Genomic DNA, 19,349 nt, shown 5'->3' on the forward strand with positions numbered 1-19,349 from the left:
GGAGCGAGGCGGGCACGGTGGAACCTGCACTGACTGTCTGACCTGTGGTTATGTCCATGCCTCCACAGTCCGCCGACCTTCCTCGGTTGGCAAAGCATTTGGATCCAGAATCGGGCCTCCACTACAACCTCCACCGCTACTACGACCCATCGACGGGCCGTTACGCGAGCCCGGACCCCCTGGGCCTCGAACCCGCGCCGAACCCGGCCACGTACGTTCACAACCCGCTGACGTGGACCGATTACCTCGGTTTGGCTCCTGAATGCGAGGAGACTCAGGTACCTCCTCTGAAGCCCAGCACGCTTCACCACTACACAAACGAAGCTGGTTATCAGGGAATCCTCGAAAGCGGGGAACTGCGGGCTTCCCTAAAGGCTGAAAACCCCAAGGATGCTCGCTTCGGAGACGGTCAGTACCTCTCCGATATTGAACCTGGGACGCGAACAGGAGGGCAACTTTCGCGAGCTTTCCTAGGTGTCCCTTGGGCAGGGGGAAAGTTCACGCACTTCATCGAGATCGACGTTAGTGACCTGCCTGTGCTGCAAGGAAAGGGGCGGCCTGATGTATTCTTGGTGCCCAATGATGGGCCTCTTGATATCGCAGGCCGAATAATCAGTCACGGGAAGAACTGAGCATGGAATATTGGAAGGTTATCTGGCATCACGAATTCGCCGATGAGCCTGTCGCCATCTACTCCGAGATCGGCGAAGACGGGTATGAAACCCGCAAGGTGGAAGAATTTCGCGACGGTTCTCTTGCGTGGGCTCGCGAAGGAGAGTCTCAAGGTGGGTCCGTGCTCAGTGAGATCCCGGTGGGTTCCATCGAGGATGTTCAGCAGCAGCCGGAATTTTCGGCGTTCGTGATTGATGAGAGGCGTTTCCAGGAGGTGTGGAGCAAAACCGGCGGCGTCAATGGTGCATGGTAAGCAAAGGGCCCGCGGCCACACGCCGCGAGCCCTTTCACACCGTCACATGTCCCGATCCCCCTCAAGGAACCGGGACCGCCCCGTCACCCCGGCCAGAATGCCGTGCGCCAGGCCTTCGGGCCAGCCACCGGGACGCGGCGGGGGATCGTGCGGGCAGGGTCGGACCACTCCGGGGGTTCGGAGGGGGGCGGGGACGTGTCCGCCGTCGCGGCGGTGCGGGCGCGGACCACCGCGAGGGCCGCGGCCAGTTCCTCCGGGGTGGGGTTGCCCCGGACGACCTTGATCGGCGGGAACGGCGGGTGTTCCCCTGTCGGCTCCATGGAGTCGAGCATCGTCGAGCGCCTCCTTAAGCCCTCGGCCCGTCCGGAACAGTCGCCCCGGACGGGCACCGGCATGGTCGTTGCAGCGTTACAGCGGGATGTTGCCGTGCTTCTTGGGCGGCAACTGCTCGCGCTTCGAGTGCAGCGTCCGCAGCCCCCGCGTGATGTGCCGCCGCGTCTCGGACGGCCTGATCACAGCGTCCACATACCCGCGCTCGGCCGCGGTATACGGGTTCAGCAGCGCGTCCTCGTACTCCTGCGTCAGCTCGACGCGCAGTTCCTCGCGCCGTCCCTCGTCCTCCTCGGCCGCCAGCGTCCTGCGGTGCAGGATGTTGACCGCGCCCTGCGCGCCCATGACGGCGATCTGGGCCGTCGGCCAGGCGAAGTTGAGGTCGGCGCCCAGGTGCTTGGAGCCCATGACGTCGTACGCGCCGCCGAACGCCTTCCGCGTGATCACCGTGATCAGCGGAACCGTCGCCTCCGCGTACGCGTAGATCAGCTTCGCGCCGCGCCGGATGATCCCGTCGTACTCCTGGTCCGTGCCCGGCAGGAACCCGGGGACGTCCACGAAGGTCACCACGGGGATGTTGTACGCGTCGCAGGTGCGGACGAAGCGCGCCGCCTTCTCGCTCGCGTCGATGTTCAGGCACCCGGCGAACTGCATCGGCTGGTTGGCGACGACGCCCACCGAGTGCCCCTCGACGCGCCCGAAGCCCGTGATGATGTTCGGCGCGAACAGCGGCTGCGTCTCCAGGAACTCGCCGTCGTCCAGGACGTGTTCGATGACGCTGTGCATCTCGTACGGCTGGTTCGCGGAGTCCGGGATCAGCGTGTCCAGCTCGCGGTCCTCGTCCGAGGTCTCCAGGTCCGCCTCCTCGGGGAAGGCGGGCGGCTCGGAGAGGTTGTTGCTCGGCAGGTAGGACAGCAGCGACTTGACGTAGTCGATCGCGTCCTTCTCGTCCCCGGCCATGTGGTGCGCCACGCCCGAGGTCGAGTTGTGCGTACGGGCGCCGCCCAGCTCCTCGAAGCCGACGTCCTCACCGGTGACGGTCTTGATGACGTCGGGACCCGTGATGAACATGTGCGAGGTCTGGTCGACCATCACGGTGAAGTCGGTGATCGCCGGTGAGTAGACCGCGCCGCCCGCGCAGGGCCCCACCACGAGACTGATCTGCGGGATCACCCCGGAGGCGTGCGTGTTGCGGCGGAAGATCTCGCCGTACATGCCCAGGGCGCTGACGCCCTCCTGGATGCGGGCGCCGCCGGAGTCGTTGATGCCCACGACCGGGCAGCCGGTTTTCAGCGCGAAGTCCATGACCTTGACGATCTTCTGCCCGAAGACCTCGCCGAGCGCGCCGCCGAAGACCGTGAAGTCCTGCGAGAAGACGGCGACGGGGCGGCCGTCGACCGTGCCGTAGCCGGTCACGACGCCGTCCCCGTACGGCCGGTTCTTCTCCAGGCCGAAGTTGGTGGAACGGTGGCGGGCGAACTCGTCCAGTTCCGTGAAGGATCCCTCGTCGAGCAGCAGCTCCACGCGCTCGCGCGCGGTCAGCTTCCCCTTCGCGTGCTGCTTCTCCACCGCGCGTTCCGAACCCGCGTGCGTCGCCTCCAAGGTGCGGCGCTCAAAGTCCGCGATCTTGCCCGCGGTGGTGTGGATGTCAGGGCTGTGCTCGTCACGCGGCTCGGACATCAGCGTGCGGCTCCTACTCGTCAGCGGGTGGCTACCGGCTCGTAGGTTATCGGCGCCACGGCGTTTTGCGGGTGCGGCGTTGGTCACCCTCAACCTTCCGTTTACCCGCCTCGGGCCCGCGAATGGCGCCCGTTCCCGCCGGGTACGGGCGGGTTCCGGATACGCCGCTCCACGCCCCGCCACCCCCGTCCTAGGGTGGGACGCATGACGCCGAACTCGTCCGACACCCCGGGCAATCGCTGGTCCGACCTCGACCGCCCCCCGCTCAACGCCGCCTCGCTGCGCCGTGCGCTGGTGCGGCCCGACGGCCTGTGGACGGGTCTCGACGTCGTGGAACGCACCGGCTCCACCAACACCGACCTCGCCGAACGCGCCCGCGCGGGCACGGCGGAGGAGGGTGCCGTACTCGTCGCGGAGGAGCAGACCGCGGGGCGCGGGCGGCTCGACCGCGCCTGGAGCGCGCCGCCCCGCTCCGGGCTCTTCTTCTCCGTACTGCTCAAGCCGGACGTCCCCCAGGAGCGCTGGGGCTGGCTGCCGCTGCTCGCCGGGGTCGCCGCGGCGAGCGCCCTCGCGCGCACGGCGGGGGTGGACACGGTGCTGAAGTGGCCGAACGACCTCCTCATCGACGTCGAAGGGGACGAGCGCAAGCTCGGCGGCATCCTCGCCGAGCGCACGGGCGAGGACGGGGTCGTCCTCGGCATGGGCATCAACGTCTCCCTGCGCGCCGGCGAACTGCCCGTCCCCACCGCGGGCTCCCTCACCCTCGCGGGTGCCCAGGGCAGCGACCGCGACCCGGTGCTGCGCGCCGTGCTGCGCTCACTGGAGGACTGGTACGGGCGCTGGTGCGCGGCGGACGGCGACCCGTCGGAGAGCCGCCTGCTGGAGGCGTACGCGGCGGGCTGCGCGACCCTCGGCCGTACGGTGCGGGCCGAGCTGCCGGGCGGGGAGGCGCTCGTCGGCGAGGCCGTCGCCGTGGACGGCGACGGGCGGCTCGTCCTCGCCACGGCCGAGGGCGTGCAGCGGCCCGTCGCGGCGGGCGACATCGTCCATCTGCGCCCGGCCGCGCCCGGCGAGTCCGGCGGCGGTACGAGCGGCGGTTCCGGCGGCTGACGGGGCGGCGGTACGAGCGGCGGACCGGGCGCCGGTCCGGGTGCCTAGAAGGCGCGCGCAGGCCCTTTCGGGCAGGTGGCGCGCTGATGACGGGGGCACCCTTCCGGGCAGGTGAGGAGTGAGCTAGCCCACAGCTGCCGTATTGTGGGCAACCGGCGGATGCGAGGGAGCCGTGGGTGACCCGGCATCCCCGGGACGGCTCGGCAATAGAACGGAAGGGCAGTGCGCAGGGACGACCGGACCTGGCGAGGGGCGGGGCAGTGACCGAGGACGAACCGGGCACTCCCGCGCGTGCGACAGAGTCCGAGGGCGTACAGGGCGGCGGTGGCCGTAAGGGCACCGAGGACGACCCCAGTGCGCTCCGGATCGAAGAACTGATCCTGGGCTCCGAGCGCCAGTACACGCCGTTCCAGGCGGCGCGCGCCGCCGGGGTCTCCATGGAGCTGGCGTCGCGCTTCTGGCGCGCGATGGGCTTCGCCGACGTCGGCCAGGCGCGGGCGCTCACGGAGGCGGACGTGCTGGCGCTGCGGCGGCTCGCGGGCCTCGTCGAGGCGGGGCTGCTCAGCGAGACGATGGCGGTGCAGGTCGCCCGTTCGACGGGGCAGACCACGGCCCGGCTCGCCGACTGGCAGATCGACTCCTTCCTGATGGGCCTCACGGAGCCGCCCGAGCCCGGCATGACCCGCAACGAGGTCACCTATCCGCTGGTGCAGCTCCTCCTCCCCGAGCTGGAGGAGTTCCTCGTCTACGTGTGGCGGCGCCAGCTCGCCGCCTCCACGGGCCGGGTCGTGCAGGCGATGGACGACGAGGACACCGTCGACCGCCGCCAGGCCATCGGCTTCGCCGACCTCGTCGGCTTCACCCGGCTGACCAGGCGCCTTGAGGAGGAGGAGCTGGGCGAGCTGGTCGAGGCGTTCGAGACGACGGCGGCCGACCTCGTCGCGGCGAACGGCGGGCGCCTCATCAAGGCCCTGGGCGACGAGGTCCTCTACGTCGCCGAGGACGCGGGCACGGCCGCCGAGATCGGGCTGCGCCTCATCGAGACCCTGGCGAACGACGAGACCATGCCCGAGCTGCGCGTCGGCATCGCCTTCGGCACGATGACGACGCGGATGGGCGACGTCTTCGGCAACACGGTGAACCTCGCCAGCAGGCTGACCTCGATAGCCCCCAAGGACACGGTGCTCGTGGACGGCGCGTTCCGGGCTGAGCTGGTCGCGGCCGGTGACGCGCCCGAGTCCGAGAAGGAGACCGAGGACCTCTCGGACTTCCCCTTCGCCCTCCAGCCGCTCTACCAGCGGCCGGTGCGGGGGCTCGGCGTGGTGGAGCCCTGGATGCTGGGGCGGCGCTAGAAACCGGGGCCTACCGGGGTGGCCTGGCCACCCACAGGCGTCGGACATGACCGTACGGTTGCCGTATGAGCGTCAGTGAAGAGCGTTACGGGGAATGGGTCGCGGTACGGACCGACAGCGAGACGCACGTCGCCGAGCTGGTCCTGGACAGGCCCAAGGCCATGAACGCCGTCTCCACCGAGATGGCCTTCTGCATCAGCGAGGCGTGCGCGGCGCTGGCGGCGGACAAAGAGGTGCGGGCCACGGTGCTCACCTCCACCCACCCGCGTGCCTTCTGCGTCGGCGCCGACCTCAAGGAGCGCAACGCGCTCAGCGACGCGGACCTGGGCAGGCAGCGCCCGTACACGCGTGCCGCGTACACCGGGGTGCTGGAGCTGCCGATGCCGACGGTCGCGGCGGTGCACGGGTACGCGCTCGGCGGCGGCTACGAGCTGGCGCTGTCCTGCGACGTGATCGTGGCCGACCCCGGGGCCGTGGTCGGGCTGCCCGAGGTCTCCGTCGGCGTCATCCCCGGCGGCGGCGGTACGCAGTTGCTGCCGCGCCGTGTCGGCGCTGCGCGCGCCGCCGAGCTGATCTTCACCGCGCGCAGGGTGGAGGCCGCCGAGGCACGCGAGCTGGGGCTCGTCGACCTGCTGGTGGACGAGGGCCGCGACCGCGAGGAGGCGCTCGCGCTCGCCACCCGTATCGCCGCCAACTCGCCGGTGGGGCTGCGCGCCGCCAAGCGGGCCCTGCGCACCGGCTGGGGCATGGACCTCCACGCGGGCCTGGACATAGAGGACGCGGCCTGGCGCACCGTCGCCTTCTCCGGCGACCGCGCGGAGGGCGTGGCGGCCTTCAACGAGAAGCGGAAGCCGCAGTGGCCGGGCGAGTGACGTCGGTGGCGGGCTCCCGGCCCGCGGGTGTGACGGATGGGGCGCGCGTGACGGGAGCAACCCACCCGGCATAGTGGGGCAAAGCCTCCTAACCTTGGCCTATGGGAGAGGAAGCGCGGCTTCGCGCTGTCGTGGCGCTCGCTCAGGCGATGGCCGCCGCGCACACGGCGCGCGAGGTCGCGCACGCGGCGGCCACCGGGGCGCGGGAGGCGATGGACGCCTCGTTCGCCGCCGTCTCGGTGTGGGAGCGGGCCCGCGGCAGGCTGCGCGTCCTCGTGAACGTGGGAGAGCTGGCTGAGGGCGAGGAGGAGTACCCGGAGGACGAGTCGTATCCGGTGCACGACTTCCCCGAGATCACCGAGTTCCTGCACGCGCGCTGGGCGGGCGGGGGCGGCGGTCCCCACGCCTGGGTGGAGGACGTGCACGACGAGGCCGCTGAGACTGCTGCGCACGCCGGGACGGCCGGGAACACCGGGCACGCCGGAACCGCCGGGCACACCGGGCCGGGCGCCGCCCACACGGCGCGGGCGGCGCCCGGCCAGGAGCCCGGGGCCAGTCCCTACGCCGCACGCGCGGACAGCGTCGGCAGCGCGGGCCGCCGCGCCGTGCTGCGCCGCAGGGGCCGCGGCTGCTGCCTCGTCGCCCCGATCGTGCTGCACGGCAGGGCCTGGGGCGAGCTGTATCTCGCGCGGGGCCCGCGCGAGCCCGTCTTCGGGAGCGAGGACGCGGACTTCGCGACCGTGCTCGCCGCGATCATCGCCTCGGGCATCGCGCAGAACGAGCGCCTCGAAGAGGTGCGCCGCCTCGCCTTCACCGACCCCCTCACCGGGCTCGCCAACCGCCGCGCCGTCGACGCCACGCTCGACGAGGGGCTGGAGCGGCACCGCGCCGAGGGCGCCGTGGTCAGCCTCGCGGTCTGCGACGTCAACGGGCTCAAACGCGTCAACGACCAGTACGGGCACGAGGAGGGCGACCGGCTGCTGGAACGATTCGCCGCGGTGCTGTCCCTGTGCGGCGCGATGCTGCCCGGCGCGCTGGCCGCGCGGCTGGGCGGGGACGAGTTCTGCCTGCTGGCGGTGGGCCCGGACGCCGACGAGGTGGTGCGCGTCGCCGACGAGCTGTGCCGGCGGGCGGCCGGTCTCGGTACGGGCGAAGGCGTCGCGTGCGGTGTCGCCTCGACGGGCGATCCCGTCGGGCCCGTGCGCTCTGCGCGCCGCCTCTTCCGGCTCGCCGACGCCGCCCAGTACCGCGCGAAGGCGGCCCGTGCCGCGCGGCCCGTGGTCGCGGGGCGGCACGGCGGCACGGACGATCCCGTCGTCCGCCTCGCCGACGCCCCCGCCGGGCGGCGGGGCGGGGAGCGGCGCCGCTTCCGCGGCGGCCGGTGAAGCGCGCCTCCGGCGGGGGCCGGGCGGCGAGGACGGGGGCCGACGGGGACCCGGCCGTGACAGAGAAGGATTCACTCTTTAGGGTGCCTGAATATGAGTATGCAAACTGTGGTGGTAGGGGCCTCGGGGACCACGCCCGAGGACGTCATCGCCGTCGCCCGTGACGGCGCCCGTGTCGAGCTGTCGGCGGACGCGCTCGCGGCCGTCGGAGCAGCGCGCCGGTTCATCGACGAGCTGGCCGCCAAGCCCGACCCCGTCTACGGCGTCTCCACCGGTTTCGGCGCCCTCGCCGTACGCCACATCAGCCCCAGCCTGCGCGCCCAGCTCCAGCGCAACATCGTCCGCTCCCACGCCGCCGGCATGGGGCCCCGCGTGGAGCGGGAGGTCGTGCGCGCGCTGATGTTCCTGCGCCTGAAGACCGTCGCGTCGGGCCGTACGGGCGTGCGTCCCGAGGTCGTGCGGACCATGGCCGACGTGCTCAACGCGGGCATCACCCCCGTCGTCCACGAGTACGGCTCCCTCGGCTGCTCCGGCGACCTCGCACCCCTCTCGCACTGCGCCCTGACCCTCATGGGCGAGGGCGAGGCCGAGGGCCCCGACGGCGAGGTGCGGGACGCGGGCGAACTGCTCGCGGAGCACGGGATCGCGCCCGTCGAGCTGCGCGAGAAGGAGGGGCTGGCGCTCCTCAACGGCACCGACGGCATGCTCGGCATGCTGCTCATGGCCTGCGCCGACCTCGGCCGCCTGTTCACCTCGGCCGACATCACCGCGGCCCTCAGCCTCGAAGCGCTCCTGGGCACGGACCGCGTCCTCGCGCCCGAGCTGCACGCCATCCGCCCGCACCCGGGCCAGGCGGCAGCCGCCGCCAACATGCTCAAGGTCCTGGAGGGCTCGCAGCTCACGGGCCACCACCAGGACGACGCGCCCCGCGTCCAGGACGCCTACTCGGTGCGCTGCGCCCCGCAGGTCGCGGGCGCGGGCCGCGACACCCTCGCGCACGCCCGTACGGTCGCGGAGCGCGAGCTGGCGGCGGCCGTCGACAACCCCGTGGTGCTGCCCGACGGCCGCGTCGAGTCCAACGGGAACTTCCACGGGGCGCCCGTCGCGTACGTCCTCGACTTCCTGGCCATCGCCACGGCCGATCTCGCGAGCATCGCGGAGCGGCGCACGGACCGGCTCCTCGATAAAAACCGGTCGCACGGTCTGCCGCCCTTCCTCGCGGGCGACGCGGGCGTGGACTCGGGGCTGATGATCGCGCAGTACACGCAGGCGGCGCTGGTCAGCGAGCTGAAGCGGCTCGCCGTGCCCGCCTCGGCCGACTCGATCCCCTCCTCGGCGATGCAGGAGGACCACGTCTCGATGGGCTGGTCGGCGGCGCGGAAGCTGCGTACCGCGGTGGACAACCTGACCCGCGTCGTCGCCGTCGAGCTGTACGCGGCGGCGCGCGCCGTCGAGCTGCGGGCCGAGGCAGGACTGACGCCGGGCGCCGCCTCGCGGGCCGTCGTACGGGCGCTGCGCGAGGCGGGCGTCCAGGGGCCGGGCGAGGACCGCTTCCTGGCCCCAGACCTGGCGGCGGCGGAGCGCTTCGTGCGGGACGGGCTGCTGGTCGCTGCGGTGGAGTCCGAGGTGGGCGAGCTGGCCTGACGGCGGGCGCTGGCGCGGTGCGGGTGGCGCTGACGTCAGGCGCCGGCGTCGGCGTCAGGCGCGGCGCAGGGAGCGCACGACGAGCGCGCCGCCCGCGCCCACGAAGCCGAGGCCGCCGAGCATGTACGGGGCGGCTTCGAAGCCGCCGGTATCGGCCAGCCGCGACTGCGAAGCGGCCCCGCCCGTCCCCGCGGCCTCGGCGTGGTCCGTCCGGGTGGTGGAGGCGGAGGAGACCGTCGAGGAGGTGGCGGAGGCGGCGGCGTGGTCCGGTGTGGCCTTCGCGGAGGGGACGAACCAGAGGGCGAAGAGCACGGCGCCCGCTGCGGCGGCCGTGACCAGCAGACGGCGGTGTGCGGACAAGGCGGAGTGCCCGGCTCCCGGCACGAAGAGCCCCTTCCGAGTGAGGTGGTCCTGGGGACACGCGGTGAACTGGCGGCGTGAAAGCCGATGTTACTGATAGCAGCGGGTCGTACGGAAGCGGAAGCCCGGCCGCCGCCTACGCTCCGTCCCATGAGTGCTGACGAGACATCAACTTCTTCACCGCACGTGCGGCTCCGTGTGGAACTGGTGGTCGAGATCGCCGATCCCGCCGAGCTGACGAGGGCGGCCCTCGCCCGTATCGAGGGCGACGCGCTGATGCCCGACGAGGAGCGCGAGCACGCCAGGGAGATCGTCGCGGCCGACGCGGGCGAGGCGATCGCGTACCTCGTGGACCCCGTCGACCTGGTCAACGGGCTCCCCGGCGTCGAGCTGGCCCACGCGAGCTGGGGCAGCGAAGGCACGCACTACGATCCCGACGACCCGGAGGGCCCCGACGGCTTCGACTTCGACGACCTGGACGACGTGGAGGACCCGGCGGCCGAGAGCGCGGTGGTGAACGCGGGACGCGGCTGAGCACGGGCGACGGCCGCCGGGACCGGCGACGGCCGCCCTGGCCTGTCCGGCCGGTACGGGCGGCACGCGGCTGTGACAGACGGCGGACAGATAGCGGACGGACGGGCGCGGGCCTCTGCGGGGGCCCGCGCCCGGCGCGTGGGGGCCCGGACCAGCGCGCGGGGGTGACGGGGGGAACGTGTGGCACGGTGGGGGAGAGCGCGACACGCGAGGAGCCGGGAACGTCCTGTGACGATCCCGTGACGGCTTCGCAGTGTCCCCGGGGGAATGTGAAAAGAGGCGCGGATCGGGGAATCCGAACCGGGTCCGCGCGCGTCCTACTCGGTATTCCACGCTGCCTGGGTACCCCTACTCTGGTGGCCGCGTGGCCTGGCCCACAGTTTTACGGAAAGTGGAACCGGTCATAGGCAGTTTGCGTTCTCTTGCGTAGAGCTGGGGTGCGCATGTCCGGTTTGATCCGGTAGGGGGCGTACGCAGCATATCGGGGAGACATGGGGTTTCAGAAGCAATGGAGAAGCGTGTGACGACGCTCGGTAAACACCGCAAGGGCATAGCGACAACCGCAGCGCTGCTCGGTGGTGTGCTGACGCTGAGCGGATGCGGCATGTTCGGTGGCGACGGCGGCGACTCCGGGGGGTCCAAGGCCAAGTCGGAGATATCCGACAAGAAGGACGAGTCGCAGGCCCGAATAAAGATCGCCTCCAAGGACGGCTCCGACGGCGCCAGCATCAACACCGGCGGCAATGTCACCGTCACCAAGGGCAAGCTCACGGACGTGAGCATGGAGACCGCCCAGGGCGGGACCGCTGTCGAGGGCTCGCTGTCCGCGGACGGCAAGTCCTGGAAGCCCAAGGAACAGCTTGAGCGGGCGACCCAGTACAAGATCACTGCTACGGCGAAGGACAGCGAGGGCCGCAAGGCCGTCGAGAACTCCTCCTTCACCACGGTCTCCCCGGACAACAGCTTCATCGGCACCTACGCGGGCGAGGACGGCCAGACCGTCGGCGTCGGCATGCCGGTCTCGATCACCTTCGACAAGGAGATCACCGACAAGAAGGCCGTTCAGTCCGCGATCAAGGTCAACTCGACCAGCGGGCAGGAGGTCGTCGGCCACTGGTTCGACGGCAAGCGCCTGGACTTCCGTCCCGAGGAGTACTGGAAGGCCGGTTCCAAGGTCACCCTGGACCTCGACCTCGACGGCGTGAAGGGCGGCCCGAACCTCACCGGTGTCCAGGACAAGAAGGTCACCTTCAACATCGGCCGCTCGCAGGTCAGCACCGTGGACGTCAAGAACCACACGATGACCGTCGTGCGTGACGGCAAGAAGCTGAAGAGCATCCCGATCTCCGCGGGCAGCGCCAGCAACCCCACGTACAACGGCAAGATGGTGATCTCCGAGAAGCACAAGGAGACCCGGATGGACGGCAACACCGTGGGCTTCGGACGCAAGGGCGAGGAGGGCTACGACATCAAGGACGTGCCCCACGCCATGCGCCTCTCGACCTCCGGCACCTTCATCCACGGCAACTACTGGGGCGCCCCGTTCGGCTCGGGCAACACCAGCCACGGCTGCGTCGGCCTGAAGGACAGCCAGGGCGCGAACGACAGCAGCACCGACGGCGCCTGGTTCTACGAGAACTCGCTGATCGGCGACATCGTCGACGTCGAGGGCTCCCCCGACAAGACCGTCCAGCCCGACAACGGCCTCAACGGCTGGAACATGGACTGGTCCGAGTGGAAGCAGGGCTCCGCGGTCTGAGCCGAGCCTGAGTCTGAGTCCTTGACGGCGACCGCCGCACACGGACACCACGCCGGGGCGGGTACGGGATCTTCTCCCGTGCCCGCCCCGGCGGTTTGTGCTCTGGAGCCCGGAGAGGGGCGCGTCAGGCGCCGAACGCGGTCAGCGCCGCCTCCTCGAACGCCTTCAGATCGTCCGGCATACGGCTGGTGACCAGCGTGTTCGGGCCGCCCGAGCAGACGACGACCTTCTCGTCGACCCAGGCGCCGCCCGCGTTGCGGATGTCCGTCTGAAGGCTCGGCCAGGAGGTGAGGGTGCGCCCGCGCACGACATCGGCCTCCACCAGCACCCAGGGCGCGTGACAGATCGCCGCGACGGGCTTCCCCGCCTCGAAGAAGCCCCGCACCAGGCCCACGGCACCGTCGTCCAGCCGCAGCGCGTCCGGGTTCGCGACCCCGCCGGGCAGCACAAGACCGTCGTACTCGGAGACGGACGCCTCGTCGACCGTCTGGTCCACGGGGAAGGTACCCGCCTTGTCGAGGTGCTGGAACGCCTGCACGTTGCCGGGGCGCGTCGACACCAGCCGTGGTGTCCCGCCCGCGTCGCCGACGGCCTGCCACGGGTGCGTCAGCTCCACCTGCTCGATTCCCTCGTGCGCCACGAGAAAGGCGATCCGCATCGCGGCCACTCCCTTCCGGTGCTCGGTGTGCTCGGTGTGCTCGTCGCTCGGTGTGACGGTTGACTGGCCGACGGGTCCCCTGAGGGGGCGGGGTCATGCGCGGGAGCCGTGCGTCGTGCGCCGTCCGCTGTCGGCCGTCAGAGCTGGCGCTCGATGCGGATGGCCTTCTTGAGGTCCTCGTGGGCCTCGCGGCCCCTGCCCTCGTGCTGTTCCAGGAGGGCCGCGGCTATCGCGTCCAGCTTGTGCTGGAGCGCGTGCTCGGCGCGGCGCTCGGAGTTCTTCAGCAGGGCGAGCAGCAGCAGGTTGACGGCGGTCATCAGGTCGCCGACGAAGATCAGCCAGTGTGCTGCCGCGCCCGCGAAGTGGATCACGACGAAGCCCGCGATCAGCAGGAGGCAGACCACGTAGAAGAAGGGGGAGGCCGTCACATTGGAGGCCGTCTCGGAGAAGTTGTCGAAGCGCCCGCGTCGGTAGCCGCCACGGGCGGCTGGATGCTGCATCGTCATGGGCCCCGGGTATCCCGCGCGGGCGGGATCATGGCCCGTCGCACTGTGGCGCGGGCCGTGCTGCGGGCGCCGTGCGGCCGCGGTGCGCGTACGCCCCGTGCGGGGCCCGTTCACCACCCCGCGACCACTGCCGCAGATCCCGCACCTTCCCGATCCAGTCCATGAGCGCGACTGTAACGGCGCGCACTGACACCGGCGCGGGACGGAGGGGGCCGTGGACCGGTGTACGGATAGGCCGGTTGGCCGTCACAGATTCTCGAAGGGCGGAATGACGCGGACAACGATGATCAACTGATCCCTGGGAGCGACGAGGAAATAGAACCAGCCGCCTGCCGCGTCCATGCGGCGCAGGCCGCCAGGGCGAGGGCCGTTGCCGAGGCTGGTGATGTCCACGCCCGTCGCCGCCAGTTCGGTGAGCTGACGCGTGAGGCGTTCCACCTCGCCGACGATCTCGTCCGGCACCCCCGCGGTGACGTGCTCGTCATCCGGGTCGTACTCCCACCGCCACTCTCCGATCACCGCCGTGGCCAGCCGAGAGCGGCGTGCGCTTCGTCCAGGATGTGACCGATCCCGGACGCCGCCTGCCGTGCTTGCGAGGCGTCGCCCTCGTCGGCGAGAGCCTCCAGTTCCCGGAAGCGTTCCGCCAACTGAGGCTGGCGGTGGATGTGCACATAGACCGCCCACTGGGCGATGAACCGCTGGAGGGGAGCGAGATCGGACCCCTGCCGTGACTGGTCGGCGGCCAGGTCCAGCTCGCGCGTGAACGCGGGCAGCGCGGCTGGGGCGATCTGTGCGACGGCCTCACGCAGCGCTGTGACAGAAGCGGGCGGCTGGGGGATCAGGGGCCGTCTGGCGGCGGAGGTGGTCATGGCTTCTCCCATGGGCGGGATTCTGCTCGCGGCGCCCAGCGTAGCGAGTGGGGAACATGTGCCACCGCCCGAACGAGTGAGGCAGCCGCGAGCACCGACCGTCTCTGTCGGCCGCGTCAGCCGTCCGCAGGGGCGATGCCCACCGGGCAGCTCACGCCCGTGCCGCCGATGCCGCAGTAGCCGCCCGGATTCTTGTCCAGGTACTGCTGGTGGTAGCCCTCGGCCGGGTAGAAGGCGCGGTCGTCGGCCGGGAGGATCTCCGTGGTGATCGTGCCGTGGCCCGAGCCGGTGAGGACCTGCTGGTAGGCGTCGCGGGACGCCTCGGCCGCCGACTGCTGGGCGGGGGAGTGGGTGTAGACGGCGGAGCGGTACTGGGTGCCGACGTCGTTGCCCTGGCGGAAGCCCTGCGTCGGGTCGTGGGACTCCCAGAAGAGCTTGAGGAGCGCTTCGTAGCTCGTCCTCGACGGGTCGAAGACGACGCGGACGGCCTCGGTGTGGCCGGTGAGCCCGGAGCAGACCTCCTCGTAGGAGGGGTTGGGCGTCGAGCCGCCCTGGTAGCCGACGAGCGTCGTGAAGACGCCGTCCGCCTGCCAGAAGACGCGCTCGGCGCCCCAGAAGCAGCCCATGCCGAAGTCGGCCGTCTCCAGACCCTCCGGGTAGGGGCCCAGCAGCGGGGTGCCGAGGACCGTGTGCCGTTCCGGGACCGTGAAATCGGGTTCCGGGCGGCCCTTGAGCGCTTCGTCGGGGGTCGGGATGTGGTTCTTGTGGCGGCCGAACAGCATGGGTCGCTCCTGTTCGTGCTTCGTGTGTACGGCGTGGGCCGCCGTACCGCTGGTCAGGTGTGACGGGTGCCGGAGCCCGGCTCAGGCTTGTCCCGCTCAGGCTTGTCCCGCTCCGGCTCGGTGGCCTTGGCCTCGGCCTCGGCGGTGGCGGTCGCCGTGGAGGTGGACGTGGACGTGGCGGTGGACGTCGCGGCGGCGCCCTCCGCCGCCGCGGGCGCCGGCACCTTCGCCCCGCCCGCCGCCGCGGCCGGTTCCTCGAAGTCCACCCTGTTCATGTGCCGGTTCATCGACTTCATCAGCATCCACACCGCGACGCCGATGACGGCGAAGACGAGAAAGCCGAGGACACCGGGCGTCACCTTGTTCTCGTCCAGCTCCTTCGCCAGGGGGACGAGCTGGACCATGGTCGTCTGCGTCGCGCTCATGACGTCAATTCTCCCGGATGCCCGCGAAGAGGTCATCCTCGGGGAGCGAGGTGGCCACGAGGGACTTCGCCAGCTCGTACTCCTCCGTCGGCCAGACCTCCCGCTGGATGTCCATCGGGACGCGGAACCAGCCACCGTCGGGGTCGATCTGTGTGGCGTGGGCGATCAGTGCCTTGTCGCGGATCTCGAAGAACTCCCCGCACGGGATGTACGTCGTCAGGCTGCGCTCGCGGCCCATCTTCTCCCAGCGCTTGAGCCACTCCCCGTAGGGCGACTCCAGCCCGCGCGCCAGCAGCGCCTCGTGCAGCGCCTCGGTGCGCTGACGGTTGAAGCCCTGGTTGTAGTAGACCTTCAGCGGCTGCCAGACGGGACCGGCCTCCGGGTACTTCTCGGGGTCGCCCGCCGCCTCGAAGGCCGCCATCGTGATCTTGTGGGTCATGATGTGGTCCGGGTGCGGGTAACCGCCGTTCTCGTCGTAGGTGGTGATCACCTGCGGCCTGAACTCACGGATCAGCTTCACCAGCCGCCCCGCCGCCTCGTCCACGTCCTGGACCGCGAAGCAGTCCTCGGGGAGCGGGGGCAGCGGATCGCCCTCGGGCAGGCCCGAGTCGACGAAGCCGAGCCACGCCTGCTTGACCCCGAGGATCTCGCGGGCCTCGTCCATCTCTTTCTTGCGGACCTCGTGAATGTGCTCCTCGACATATTTGTCGCCCTGGAGCTTCGGGTTGAGGATGGAGCCGCGCTCGCCTCCCGTGCAGGTCGCGACCAGCACGTCCACCCCCTCGGACACGTACTTCGCCATGGTCGCCGCGCCCTTGCTCGACTCGTCGTCGGGGTGGGCGTGCACGGCCATCAGTCGCATCTGCTCAGTCAAGACTCGTTCCTCGTCAACTCGTCACGGCCCCGGTGTCCGGGCTACGCGGGCGGCTTCTATAGTGACTGAATCGGCACCCTGATGTATTCCCGACCACCCCTTGGAGAGGACCGGCGATGGCTGACCAGGAGCCTCCCGAGGGGCGTTACGGGCGGTACGGGCGCTCGGGTGACGACGATGACGCGCGCACCGACCGCAAGTTGAAGATCATCGGCGGGGTGCTGGGCGTCGCGATGCTCGGGCTCATCGGCTGGATCGGTGTCTCGTACGTCTCGGGGCAGGACGTCAGCGGCGAGTTGATCAAGTTCAAGGTCGTCTCGGACACTGCCGTCGAGGCCCATCTGGAGGTCCGCAAGGACGCCGGTGCGGCAGGCGTGTGCACGCTGCGCACCCAGGAGGAGAGCGGCGCCGAGGTCGGCCGCAAGGACGTCCGGATCGGCGCGGGCGAGGACCGTCTCGACACGGTCGTCACGATCCGCACCACCAAGCCCGCGACCAGCGCCGAGCTGGTCGGATGCCAGTCGACGGCGCGTGGCTGACCAGTTACAGCCTGGTCCGACCTTCTTCCCTTTTCCGCCGGAATTGTTAGGCTCGTAGTTTCCGCCCGCCCATCAAGGCGCAGCCTCATGGGCAGGGCGTTGTTTATATTCCCAGTACCGACGAGGAGCACCTGTGACCCAGACCAGCGACAACGTCACCTGGCTGACCCAGGAGGCGTACAACCAGCTCAGGGCCGAGCTGGATTACCTGTCGGGTCCTGCACGCACCGAGATCTCCAAGAAGATCGAGGCGGCTCGCGAAGAGGGTGACCTCCGCGAGAACGGCGGGTACCACGCGGCCAAGGAGGAGCAGGGCAAGCAGGAGCTGCGTGTGCGGCAGCTCCAGCAACTGCTGGAGTCGGCGAAGGTCGGAGAGGCCCCGGCCGACACCGGTGTGGTGGCCCCCGGCATGGTCGTGACGATCGCGTTCGACGGTGACGAGGACGACACCCTCACCTTCCTGCTCGCCTCGCGCGAGTACGCGAGCACGGACGTCGAGACGTACTCGCCGCAGTCGCCGCTCGGCAGCGGTGTGAACGGCAAGAAGGTCGGTGCGGACGCGGAGTACGAGCTGCCCAACGGCAAGATGGCGTCGGTCAAGATCATGGATGCCAAGCCCTACCAGGGCTGAGCGACACCCCCTTCGGCCCCTTCGCGGGCCTCTTTCACGCCACGTGTGCCACGCACACCATGTGCGCCTCGCACACCATGAGGGGTCCCGGCTTCCGGCCGGGGCCCCTCAGTGCGTGTGCCCGGGCGCGTGGCGCGTGTGCCCGGGTGCGCGTACGCGTCAGGAGGCCGCCTTGTACTTGCGGACCGCCAGCGTCCGGAACAGCGCGATGATCAGGACGGACCAGATCACCGAGGCCAGGACGGGGTGCTGCATGGGCCAGGCGTCCGGCACGGGATAGCCCGGCGGTATGTTGCCGAACAGCTCGCGGCACGCCTGGACCGTCGCGCTGAACGGGTTCCACTCGGCGATGTGCCGCAGGAACGTCGGCATGTTCTGGGACGGCACGAACGCGTTCGAGATGAACGTGAGCGGGAAGAGCCAGATGAGCCCGCCCGAGGTGGCCGCCTCCGGCGTCCGCACGGTCAGGCCGATGAGGGCGCCGATCCACGAGAACGCGTAGCCGAGCAGGAGCAGCAGGCCGAAGCCCGCGAGCACCTTGCCGAAGTTCTCATGGGTGCGCCAGCCGACGAGCAGCGCGACGATCGCCAGCACGACGAGGGTCAGGGCCGTCTGCGCCAGATCGGCGAGGGTGCGTCCGGTGAGGACCGCGCCCCGTGCCATGGGCAGGGAGCGGAAGCGGTCGATGAGGCCCTTGTGCATGTCGTCGGCAATGCCCGCGCCCGCGCCCGCCGTGGCGAACGTGACCGTCTGGGCGAAGATGCCCGCCATCAGGAACTCGCGGTATCCGGAGGAGCTGAGGCCCGAGCCGGGGACGCTGATGGAGCCGCCGAAGACATAGCTGAACAGCACCACGAACATGACCGGTTGAATGACCCCGAAGAGGACCATTTCGGGGATCCGGGTCATGCGGATCGCGTTCCTGCGGGCGATGACCAGGGAATCGCTCACACTGCTCACTTCGCCTGCTCCTTCTTCCGCTGCTGCTTCTTGGCCTTCTTCTTGCCGCCCCGCGTGGCCCCGGCGGCCCCCGCCGCCGCCGCGGTCCCGTCTTCGCCCTCGCCGTTCTCGCCGTTCGGCGCCTTGTCCTCCTCGGCAGCGTGGCCGGTGAGGGAGATGAAGACGTCGTCGAGGGTGGGGCGGCGGAGGCCGATGTCGTCGATCTCGACGCCTCGCGTGTCCAGTTCGCGGATGACCTCGGCGAGGAGCTTGGCGCCGCCGGTGACCGGGACCGTCAGCTTGCGGGTGTGGGGCTCGACGGCGACGGCGTCCTTGCCGGGGCCGTGCAGGCTGTGGCGGTCCAGGACGGCGCGGGCCGTGTCGATGTCCTCGCGCTCGTGCGCGACGACCTCGATGCGCTCGCCGCCCGTCTGGGCCTTGAGCTGGTCCGAGGTGCCGCGTGCGATGACCCTGCCGTGGTCGACGACGGCGATGTCGTGGGCGAGGCGGTCGGCCTCCTCCAGATACTGCGTGGTGAGCAGCAGCGTGGTGCCACCGGAGACCAGTTCCTCGATGACCTCCCACAACTGCTGTCTGTTGCGCGGGTCCAGGCCCGTGGTCGGCTCGTCCATGAACATGACGGGCGGGCTGACGACGAGCGCGGCGGCGAGGTCGAGACGGCGGCGCATGCCGCCGGAGTAGGTCTTGGCGGTGCGGTCGGCGGCGTCGGCGAGGTTGAAGCGCTCCAGCAGCTCCACAGCGCGTTTCTTCGCGGCCCGCGCGGACATCTGATAGAGCTGCCCGACCATCTGGAGGTTCTCGCGGCCGGTCAGATACTCGTCGACGGCGGCGAACTGGCCGGAGAGGCCGATGGAGCGGCGCACTTCCGTCGGCTGCTTGAGGACGTCTATCCCGGCGACGACGGCCTTGCCGCTGTCGGGCTGGAGGAGAGTGGTGAGCACGCGCACCGCGGTGGTCTTGCCCGCGCCGTTCGGCCCGAGCAGGCCGAGCACGGTGCCTTCGGGTACATCGAGATCGACACCGTCCAGTGCCCTTACGTCGCCGAAGGTCTTCACCAGACCCTCGGCGTAAATGGCGCCTGGCATACAAGGACTCCCAGTGTTGTGGAGTGGCATCAGGTGAAATTTTAGGCTTGCCGGGAATATCCGGCATGC

22 protein-coding genes and 1 pseudogene are annotated in these 19,349 nt (G+C 70.5%); 11 read left to right on the top strand and 12 right to left on the bottom strand.

The features are described 5' to 3' along the window. Positions 1-92: 92 nt before the first annotated feature. A pseudogene (locus ACYVOO_RS18740) lies at positions 93-632 on the top strand (HYD1 signature containing ADP-ribosyltransferase family protein); the annotation flags it as partial. A gap of 2 nt (positions 633-634) precedes the next feature. Then, positions 635-925: a DUF6881 domain-containing protein gene (locus ACYVOO_RS18745; RefSeq protein ID WP_461016780.1), complete on the top strand. Its 291-nt coding sequence runs from the start codon at positions 635-637 to the stop codon at positions 923-925. 83 nt (positions 926-1,008) lie between these two features. On the opposite strand, the gene ACYVOO_RS18750 is transcribed toward ACYVOO_RS18745, so the two are convergent. Beyond that, on the bottom strand, positions 1,009-1,257 hold the full coding sequence (locus ACYVOO_RS18750; RefSeq protein WP_461016781.1) for an acyl-CoA carboxylase subunit epsilon: 249 nt from the start codon (positions 1,255-1,257) through the stop codon (positions 1,009-1,011). Positions 1,258-1,333: 76 nt separating this feature from the next. Continuing rightward, positions 1,334-2,935, bottom strand: coding sequence for an acyl-CoA carboxylase subunit beta (locus tag ACYVOO_RS18755; protein WP_461016782.1), 1,602 nt, complete (start codon positions 2,933-2,935; stop codon positions 1,334-1,336). A 204-nt stretch (positions 2,936-3,139) separates the two neighbouring features. Here ACYVOO_RS18755 and ACYVOO_RS18760 point away from each other — a divergent pair, with 204 nt between their 5' ends. From ACYVOO_RS18760 to hutH, 5 genes are all read left to right on the top strand, one after another. After that, complete coding sequence (locus tag ACYVOO_RS18760; RefSeq protein ID WP_461016783.1) at positions 3,140-4,045, top strand: biotin--[acetyl-CoA-carboxylase] ligase; 906 nt, start codon at positions 3,140-3,142, stop codon at positions 4,043-4,045. 260 nt (positions 4,046-4,305) lie between these two features. After that, on the top strand, positions 4,306-5,397 hold the full coding sequence (locus tag ACYVOO_RS18765) for an adenylate/guanylate cyclase domain-containing protein (protein WP_461016784.1): 1,092 nt from the start codon (positions 4,306-4,308) through the stop codon (positions 5,395-5,397). A gap of 65 nt (positions 5,398-5,462) precedes the next feature. Beyond that, entirely contained in the window at positions 5,463-6,269 is an 807-nt protein-coding gene (locus tag ACYVOO_RS18770; protein WP_461016785.1) for an enoyl-CoA hydratase/isomerase family protein, read from the top strand. Positions 6,270-6,370: 101 nt separating this feature from the next. After that, a complete protein-coding gene (locus ACYVOO_RS18775) occupies positions 6,371-7,654 on the top strand; it encodes a GGDEF domain-containing protein (RefSeq protein WP_461016786.1) in 1,284 nt (427 codons plus the stop codon). 99 nt (positions 7,655-7,753) lie between these two features. Then, entirely contained in the window at positions 7,754-9,298 is a 1,545-nt protein-coding gene (gene hutH, locus ACYVOO_RS18780; RefSeq protein ID WP_461016907.1) for a histidine ammonia-lyase, read from the top strand. 54 nt (positions 9,299-9,352) lie between these two features. Here hutH and ACYVOO_RS18785 read toward each other — a convergent pair whose 3' ends face one another. Then, positions 9,353-9,658 carry a hypothetical protein gene (locus ACYVOO_RS18785; protein WP_461016787.1) on the bottom strand — a complete coding sequence of 102 codons (306 nt, stop codon included), beginning with the start codon at positions 9,656-9,658 and terminating at the stop codon, positions 9,353-9,355. Positions 9,659-9,808: 150 nt separating this feature from the next. On the opposite strand from ACYVOO_RS18785, the gene ACYVOO_RS18790 reads away from it, so the two are divergent. Continuing rightward, positions 9,809-10,192 (top strand): hypothetical protein, encoded by a 384-nt coding sequence (locus ACYVOO_RS18790; protein WP_461016788.1) that lies wholly within the window; start codon positions 9,809-9,811, stop codon positions 10,190-10,192. Between the two features lie 508 nt (positions 10,193-10,700). Further along, positions 10,701-11,951: a L,D-transpeptidase gene (locus tag ACYVOO_RS18795; protein WP_461016789.1), complete on the top strand. Its 1,251-nt coding sequence runs from the start codon at positions 10,701-10,703 to the stop codon at positions 11,949-11,951. Positions 11,952-12,075: 124 nt separating this feature from the next. Here the strand turns inward: ACYVOO_RS18795 and ACYVOO_RS18800 are convergent, their stop codons facing one another. The 7 genes from ACYVOO_RS18800 to mca all read right to left on the bottom strand — a co-directional run bounded on the left by ACYVOO_RS18800 (position 12,076) and on the right by mca (position 16,065). Then, positions 12,076-12,609: a type 1 glutamine amidotransferase domain-containing protein gene (locus tag ACYVOO_RS18800; RefSeq protein ID WP_461016790.1), complete on the bottom strand. Its 534-nt coding sequence runs from the start codon at positions 12,607-12,609 to the stop codon at positions 12,076-12,078. 137 nt (positions 12,610-12,746) lie between these two features. Next, the gene (locus tag ACYVOO_RS18805) at positions 12,747-13,115 is read right to left on the bottom strand and encodes a hypothetical protein (protein ID WP_461016791.1); all 369 of its coding nucleotides are present in this window, start codon (positions 13,113-13,115) and stop codon (positions 12,747-12,749) included. 246 nt (positions 13,116-13,361) lie between these two features. Beyond that, the gene (locus tag ACYVOO_RS18810; protein ID WP_461016792.1) at positions 13,362-13,634 is read right to left on the bottom strand and encodes a hypothetical protein; all 273 of its coding nucleotides are present in this window, start codon (positions 13,632-13,634) and stop codon (positions 13,362-13,364) included. Continuing rightward, entirely contained in the window at positions 13,631-13,984 is a 354-nt protein-coding gene (locus tag ACYVOO_RS18815) for a DUF6247 family protein (protein ID WP_461016793.1), read from the bottom strand. Before ACYVOO_RS18815 ends, ACYVOO_RS18810 begins: the two co-directional genes overlap by 4 nt. Positions 13,985-14,100: 116 nt before the next feature. Continuing rightward, positions 14,101-14,766 (bottom strand): peptide-methionine (S)-S-oxide reductase MsrA, encoded by a 666-nt coding sequence (gene msrA, locus ACYVOO_RS18820; RefSeq protein ID WP_461016794.1) that lies wholly within the window; start codon positions 14,764-14,766, stop codon positions 14,101-14,103. A gap of 53 nt (positions 14,767-14,819) precedes the next feature. Next, positions 14,820-15,191, bottom strand: coding sequence for a hypothetical protein (locus ACYVOO_RS18825; RefSeq protein WP_461016795.1), 372 nt, complete (start codon positions 15,189-15,191; stop codon positions 14,820-14,822). A 4-nt stretch (positions 15,192-15,195) separates the two neighbouring features. After that, on the bottom strand, positions 15,196-16,065 hold the full coding sequence (gene mca, locus ACYVOO_RS18830) for a mycothiol conjugate amidase Mca (RefSeq protein ID WP_461016796.1): 870 nt from the start codon (positions 16,063-16,065) through the stop codon (positions 15,196-15,198). 116 nt (positions 16,066-16,181) lie between these two features. Here mca and ACYVOO_RS18835 point away from each other — a divergent pair, with 116 nt between their 5' ends. Both ACYVOO_RS18835 and greA read left to right on the top strand, forming a co-directional pair. Further along, the gene (locus ACYVOO_RS18835) at positions 16,182-16,604 is read left to right on the top strand and encodes a DUF4307 domain-containing protein (RefSeq protein ID WP_461016797.1); all 423 of its coding nucleotides are present in this window, start codon (positions 16,182-16,184) and stop codon (positions 16,602-16,604) included. Between the two features lie 133 nt (positions 16,605-16,737). Then, positions 16,738-17,235: a transcription elongation factor GreA gene (gene greA / locus ACYVOO_RS18840; protein ID WP_461016798.1), complete on the top strand. Its 498-nt coding sequence runs from the start codon at positions 16,738-16,740 to the stop codon at positions 17,233-17,235. 159 nt (positions 17,236-17,394) lie between these two features. Here the strand turns inward: greA and ACYVOO_RS18845 are convergent, their stop codons facing one another. Both ACYVOO_RS18845 and ACYVOO_RS18850 read right to left on the bottom strand, forming a co-directional pair. Next, positions 17,395-18,195 (bottom strand): ABC transporter permease, encoded by an 801-nt coding sequence (locus tag ACYVOO_RS18845; protein WP_461016799.1) that lies wholly within the window; start codon positions 18,193-18,195, stop codon positions 17,395-17,397. After that, a complete protein-coding gene (locus ACYVOO_RS18850) occupies positions 18,192-19,280 on the bottom strand; it encodes an ATP-binding cassette domain-containing protein (protein ID WP_461016800.1) in 1,089 nt (362 codons plus the stop codon). Before ACYVOO_RS18850 ends, ACYVOO_RS18845 begins: the two co-directional genes overlap by 4 nt. Positions 19,281-19,349: the final 69 nt, after the last annotated feature.

This window comes from Streptomyces daliensis (genome assembly GCF_054782395.1).

What these genes read in the sequence shown, in the direction of transcription:
- ACYVOO_RS18775 (WP_461016786.1), top strand. Translation starts at nt 6,371, where the DNA reads ATGGGAGAGGAAGCGCGGCTTCGCGCTGTCGTGGCGCTCGCTCAGGCG.
- ACYVOO_RS18800 (WP_461016790.1), bottom strand. Translation starts at nt 12,609, where the DNA reads ATGCGGATCGCCTTTCTCGTGGCGCACGAGGGAATCGAGCAGGTGGAG.
- ACYVOO_RS18790 (WP_461016788.1), top strand. Translation starts at nt 9,809, where the DNA reads ATGAGTGCTGACGAGACATCAACTTCTTCACCGCACGTGCGGCTCCGT.
- ACYVOO_RS18745 (WP_461016780.1), top strand. Translation starts at nt 635, where the DNA reads ATGGAATATTGGAAGGTTATCTGGCATCACGAATTCGCCGATGAGCCT.
- ACYVOO_RS18805 (WP_461016791.1), bottom strand. Translation starts at nt 13,115, where the DNA reads ATGACGATGCAGCATCCAGCCGCCCGTGGCGGCTACCGACGCGGGCGC.
- msrA (WP_461016794.1), bottom strand. Translation starts at nt 14,766, where the DNA reads ATGCTGTTCGGCCGCCACAAGAACCACATCCCGACCCCCGACGAAGCG.
- ACYVOO_RS18795 (WP_461016789.1), top strand. Translation starts at nt 10,701, where the DNA reads ATGGAGAAGCGTGTGACGACGCTCGGTAAACACCGCAAGGGCATAGCG.
- ACYVOO_RS18850 (WP_461016800.1), bottom strand. Translation starts at nt 19,280, where the DNA reads ATGCCAGGCGCCATTTACGCCGAGGGTCTGGTGAAGACCTTCGGCGAC.
- ACYVOO_RS18760 (WP_461016783.1), top strand. Translation starts at nt 3,140, where the DNA reads ATGACGCCGAACTCGTCCGACACCCCGGGCAATCGCTGGTCCGACCTC.
- ACYVOO_RS18815 (WP_461016793.1), bottom strand. Translation starts at nt 13,984, where the DNA reads ATGACCACCTCCGCCGCCAGACGGCCCCTGATCCCCCAGCCGCCCGCT.
- ACYVOO_RS18835 (WP_461016797.1), top strand. Translation starts at nt 16,182, where the DNA reads ATGGCTGACCAGGAGCCTCCCGAGGGGCGTTACGGGCGGTACGGGCGC.
- ACYVOO_RS18825 (WP_461016795.1), bottom strand. Translation starts at nt 15,191, where the DNA reads ATGAGCGCGACGCAGACGACCATGGTCCAGCTCGTCCCCCTGGCGAAG.
- ACYVOO_RS18770 (WP_461016785.1), top strand. Translation starts at nt 5,463, where the DNA reads ATGAGCGTCAGTGAAGAGCGTTACGGGGAATGGGTCGCGGTACGGACC.
- ACYVOO_RS18750 (WP_461016781.1), bottom strand. Translation starts at nt 1,257, where the DNA reads ATGCTCGACTCCATGGAGCCGACAGGGGAACACCCGCCGTTCCCGCCG.
- ACYVOO_RS18755 (WP_461016782.1), bottom strand. Translation starts at nt 2,935, where the DNA reads ATGTCCGAGCCGCGTGACGAGCACAGCCCTGACATCCACACCACCGCG.
- hutH (WP_461016907.1), top strand. Translation starts at nt 7,754, where the DNA reads ATGCAAACTGTGGTGGTAGGGGCCTCGGGGACCACGCCCGAGGACGTC.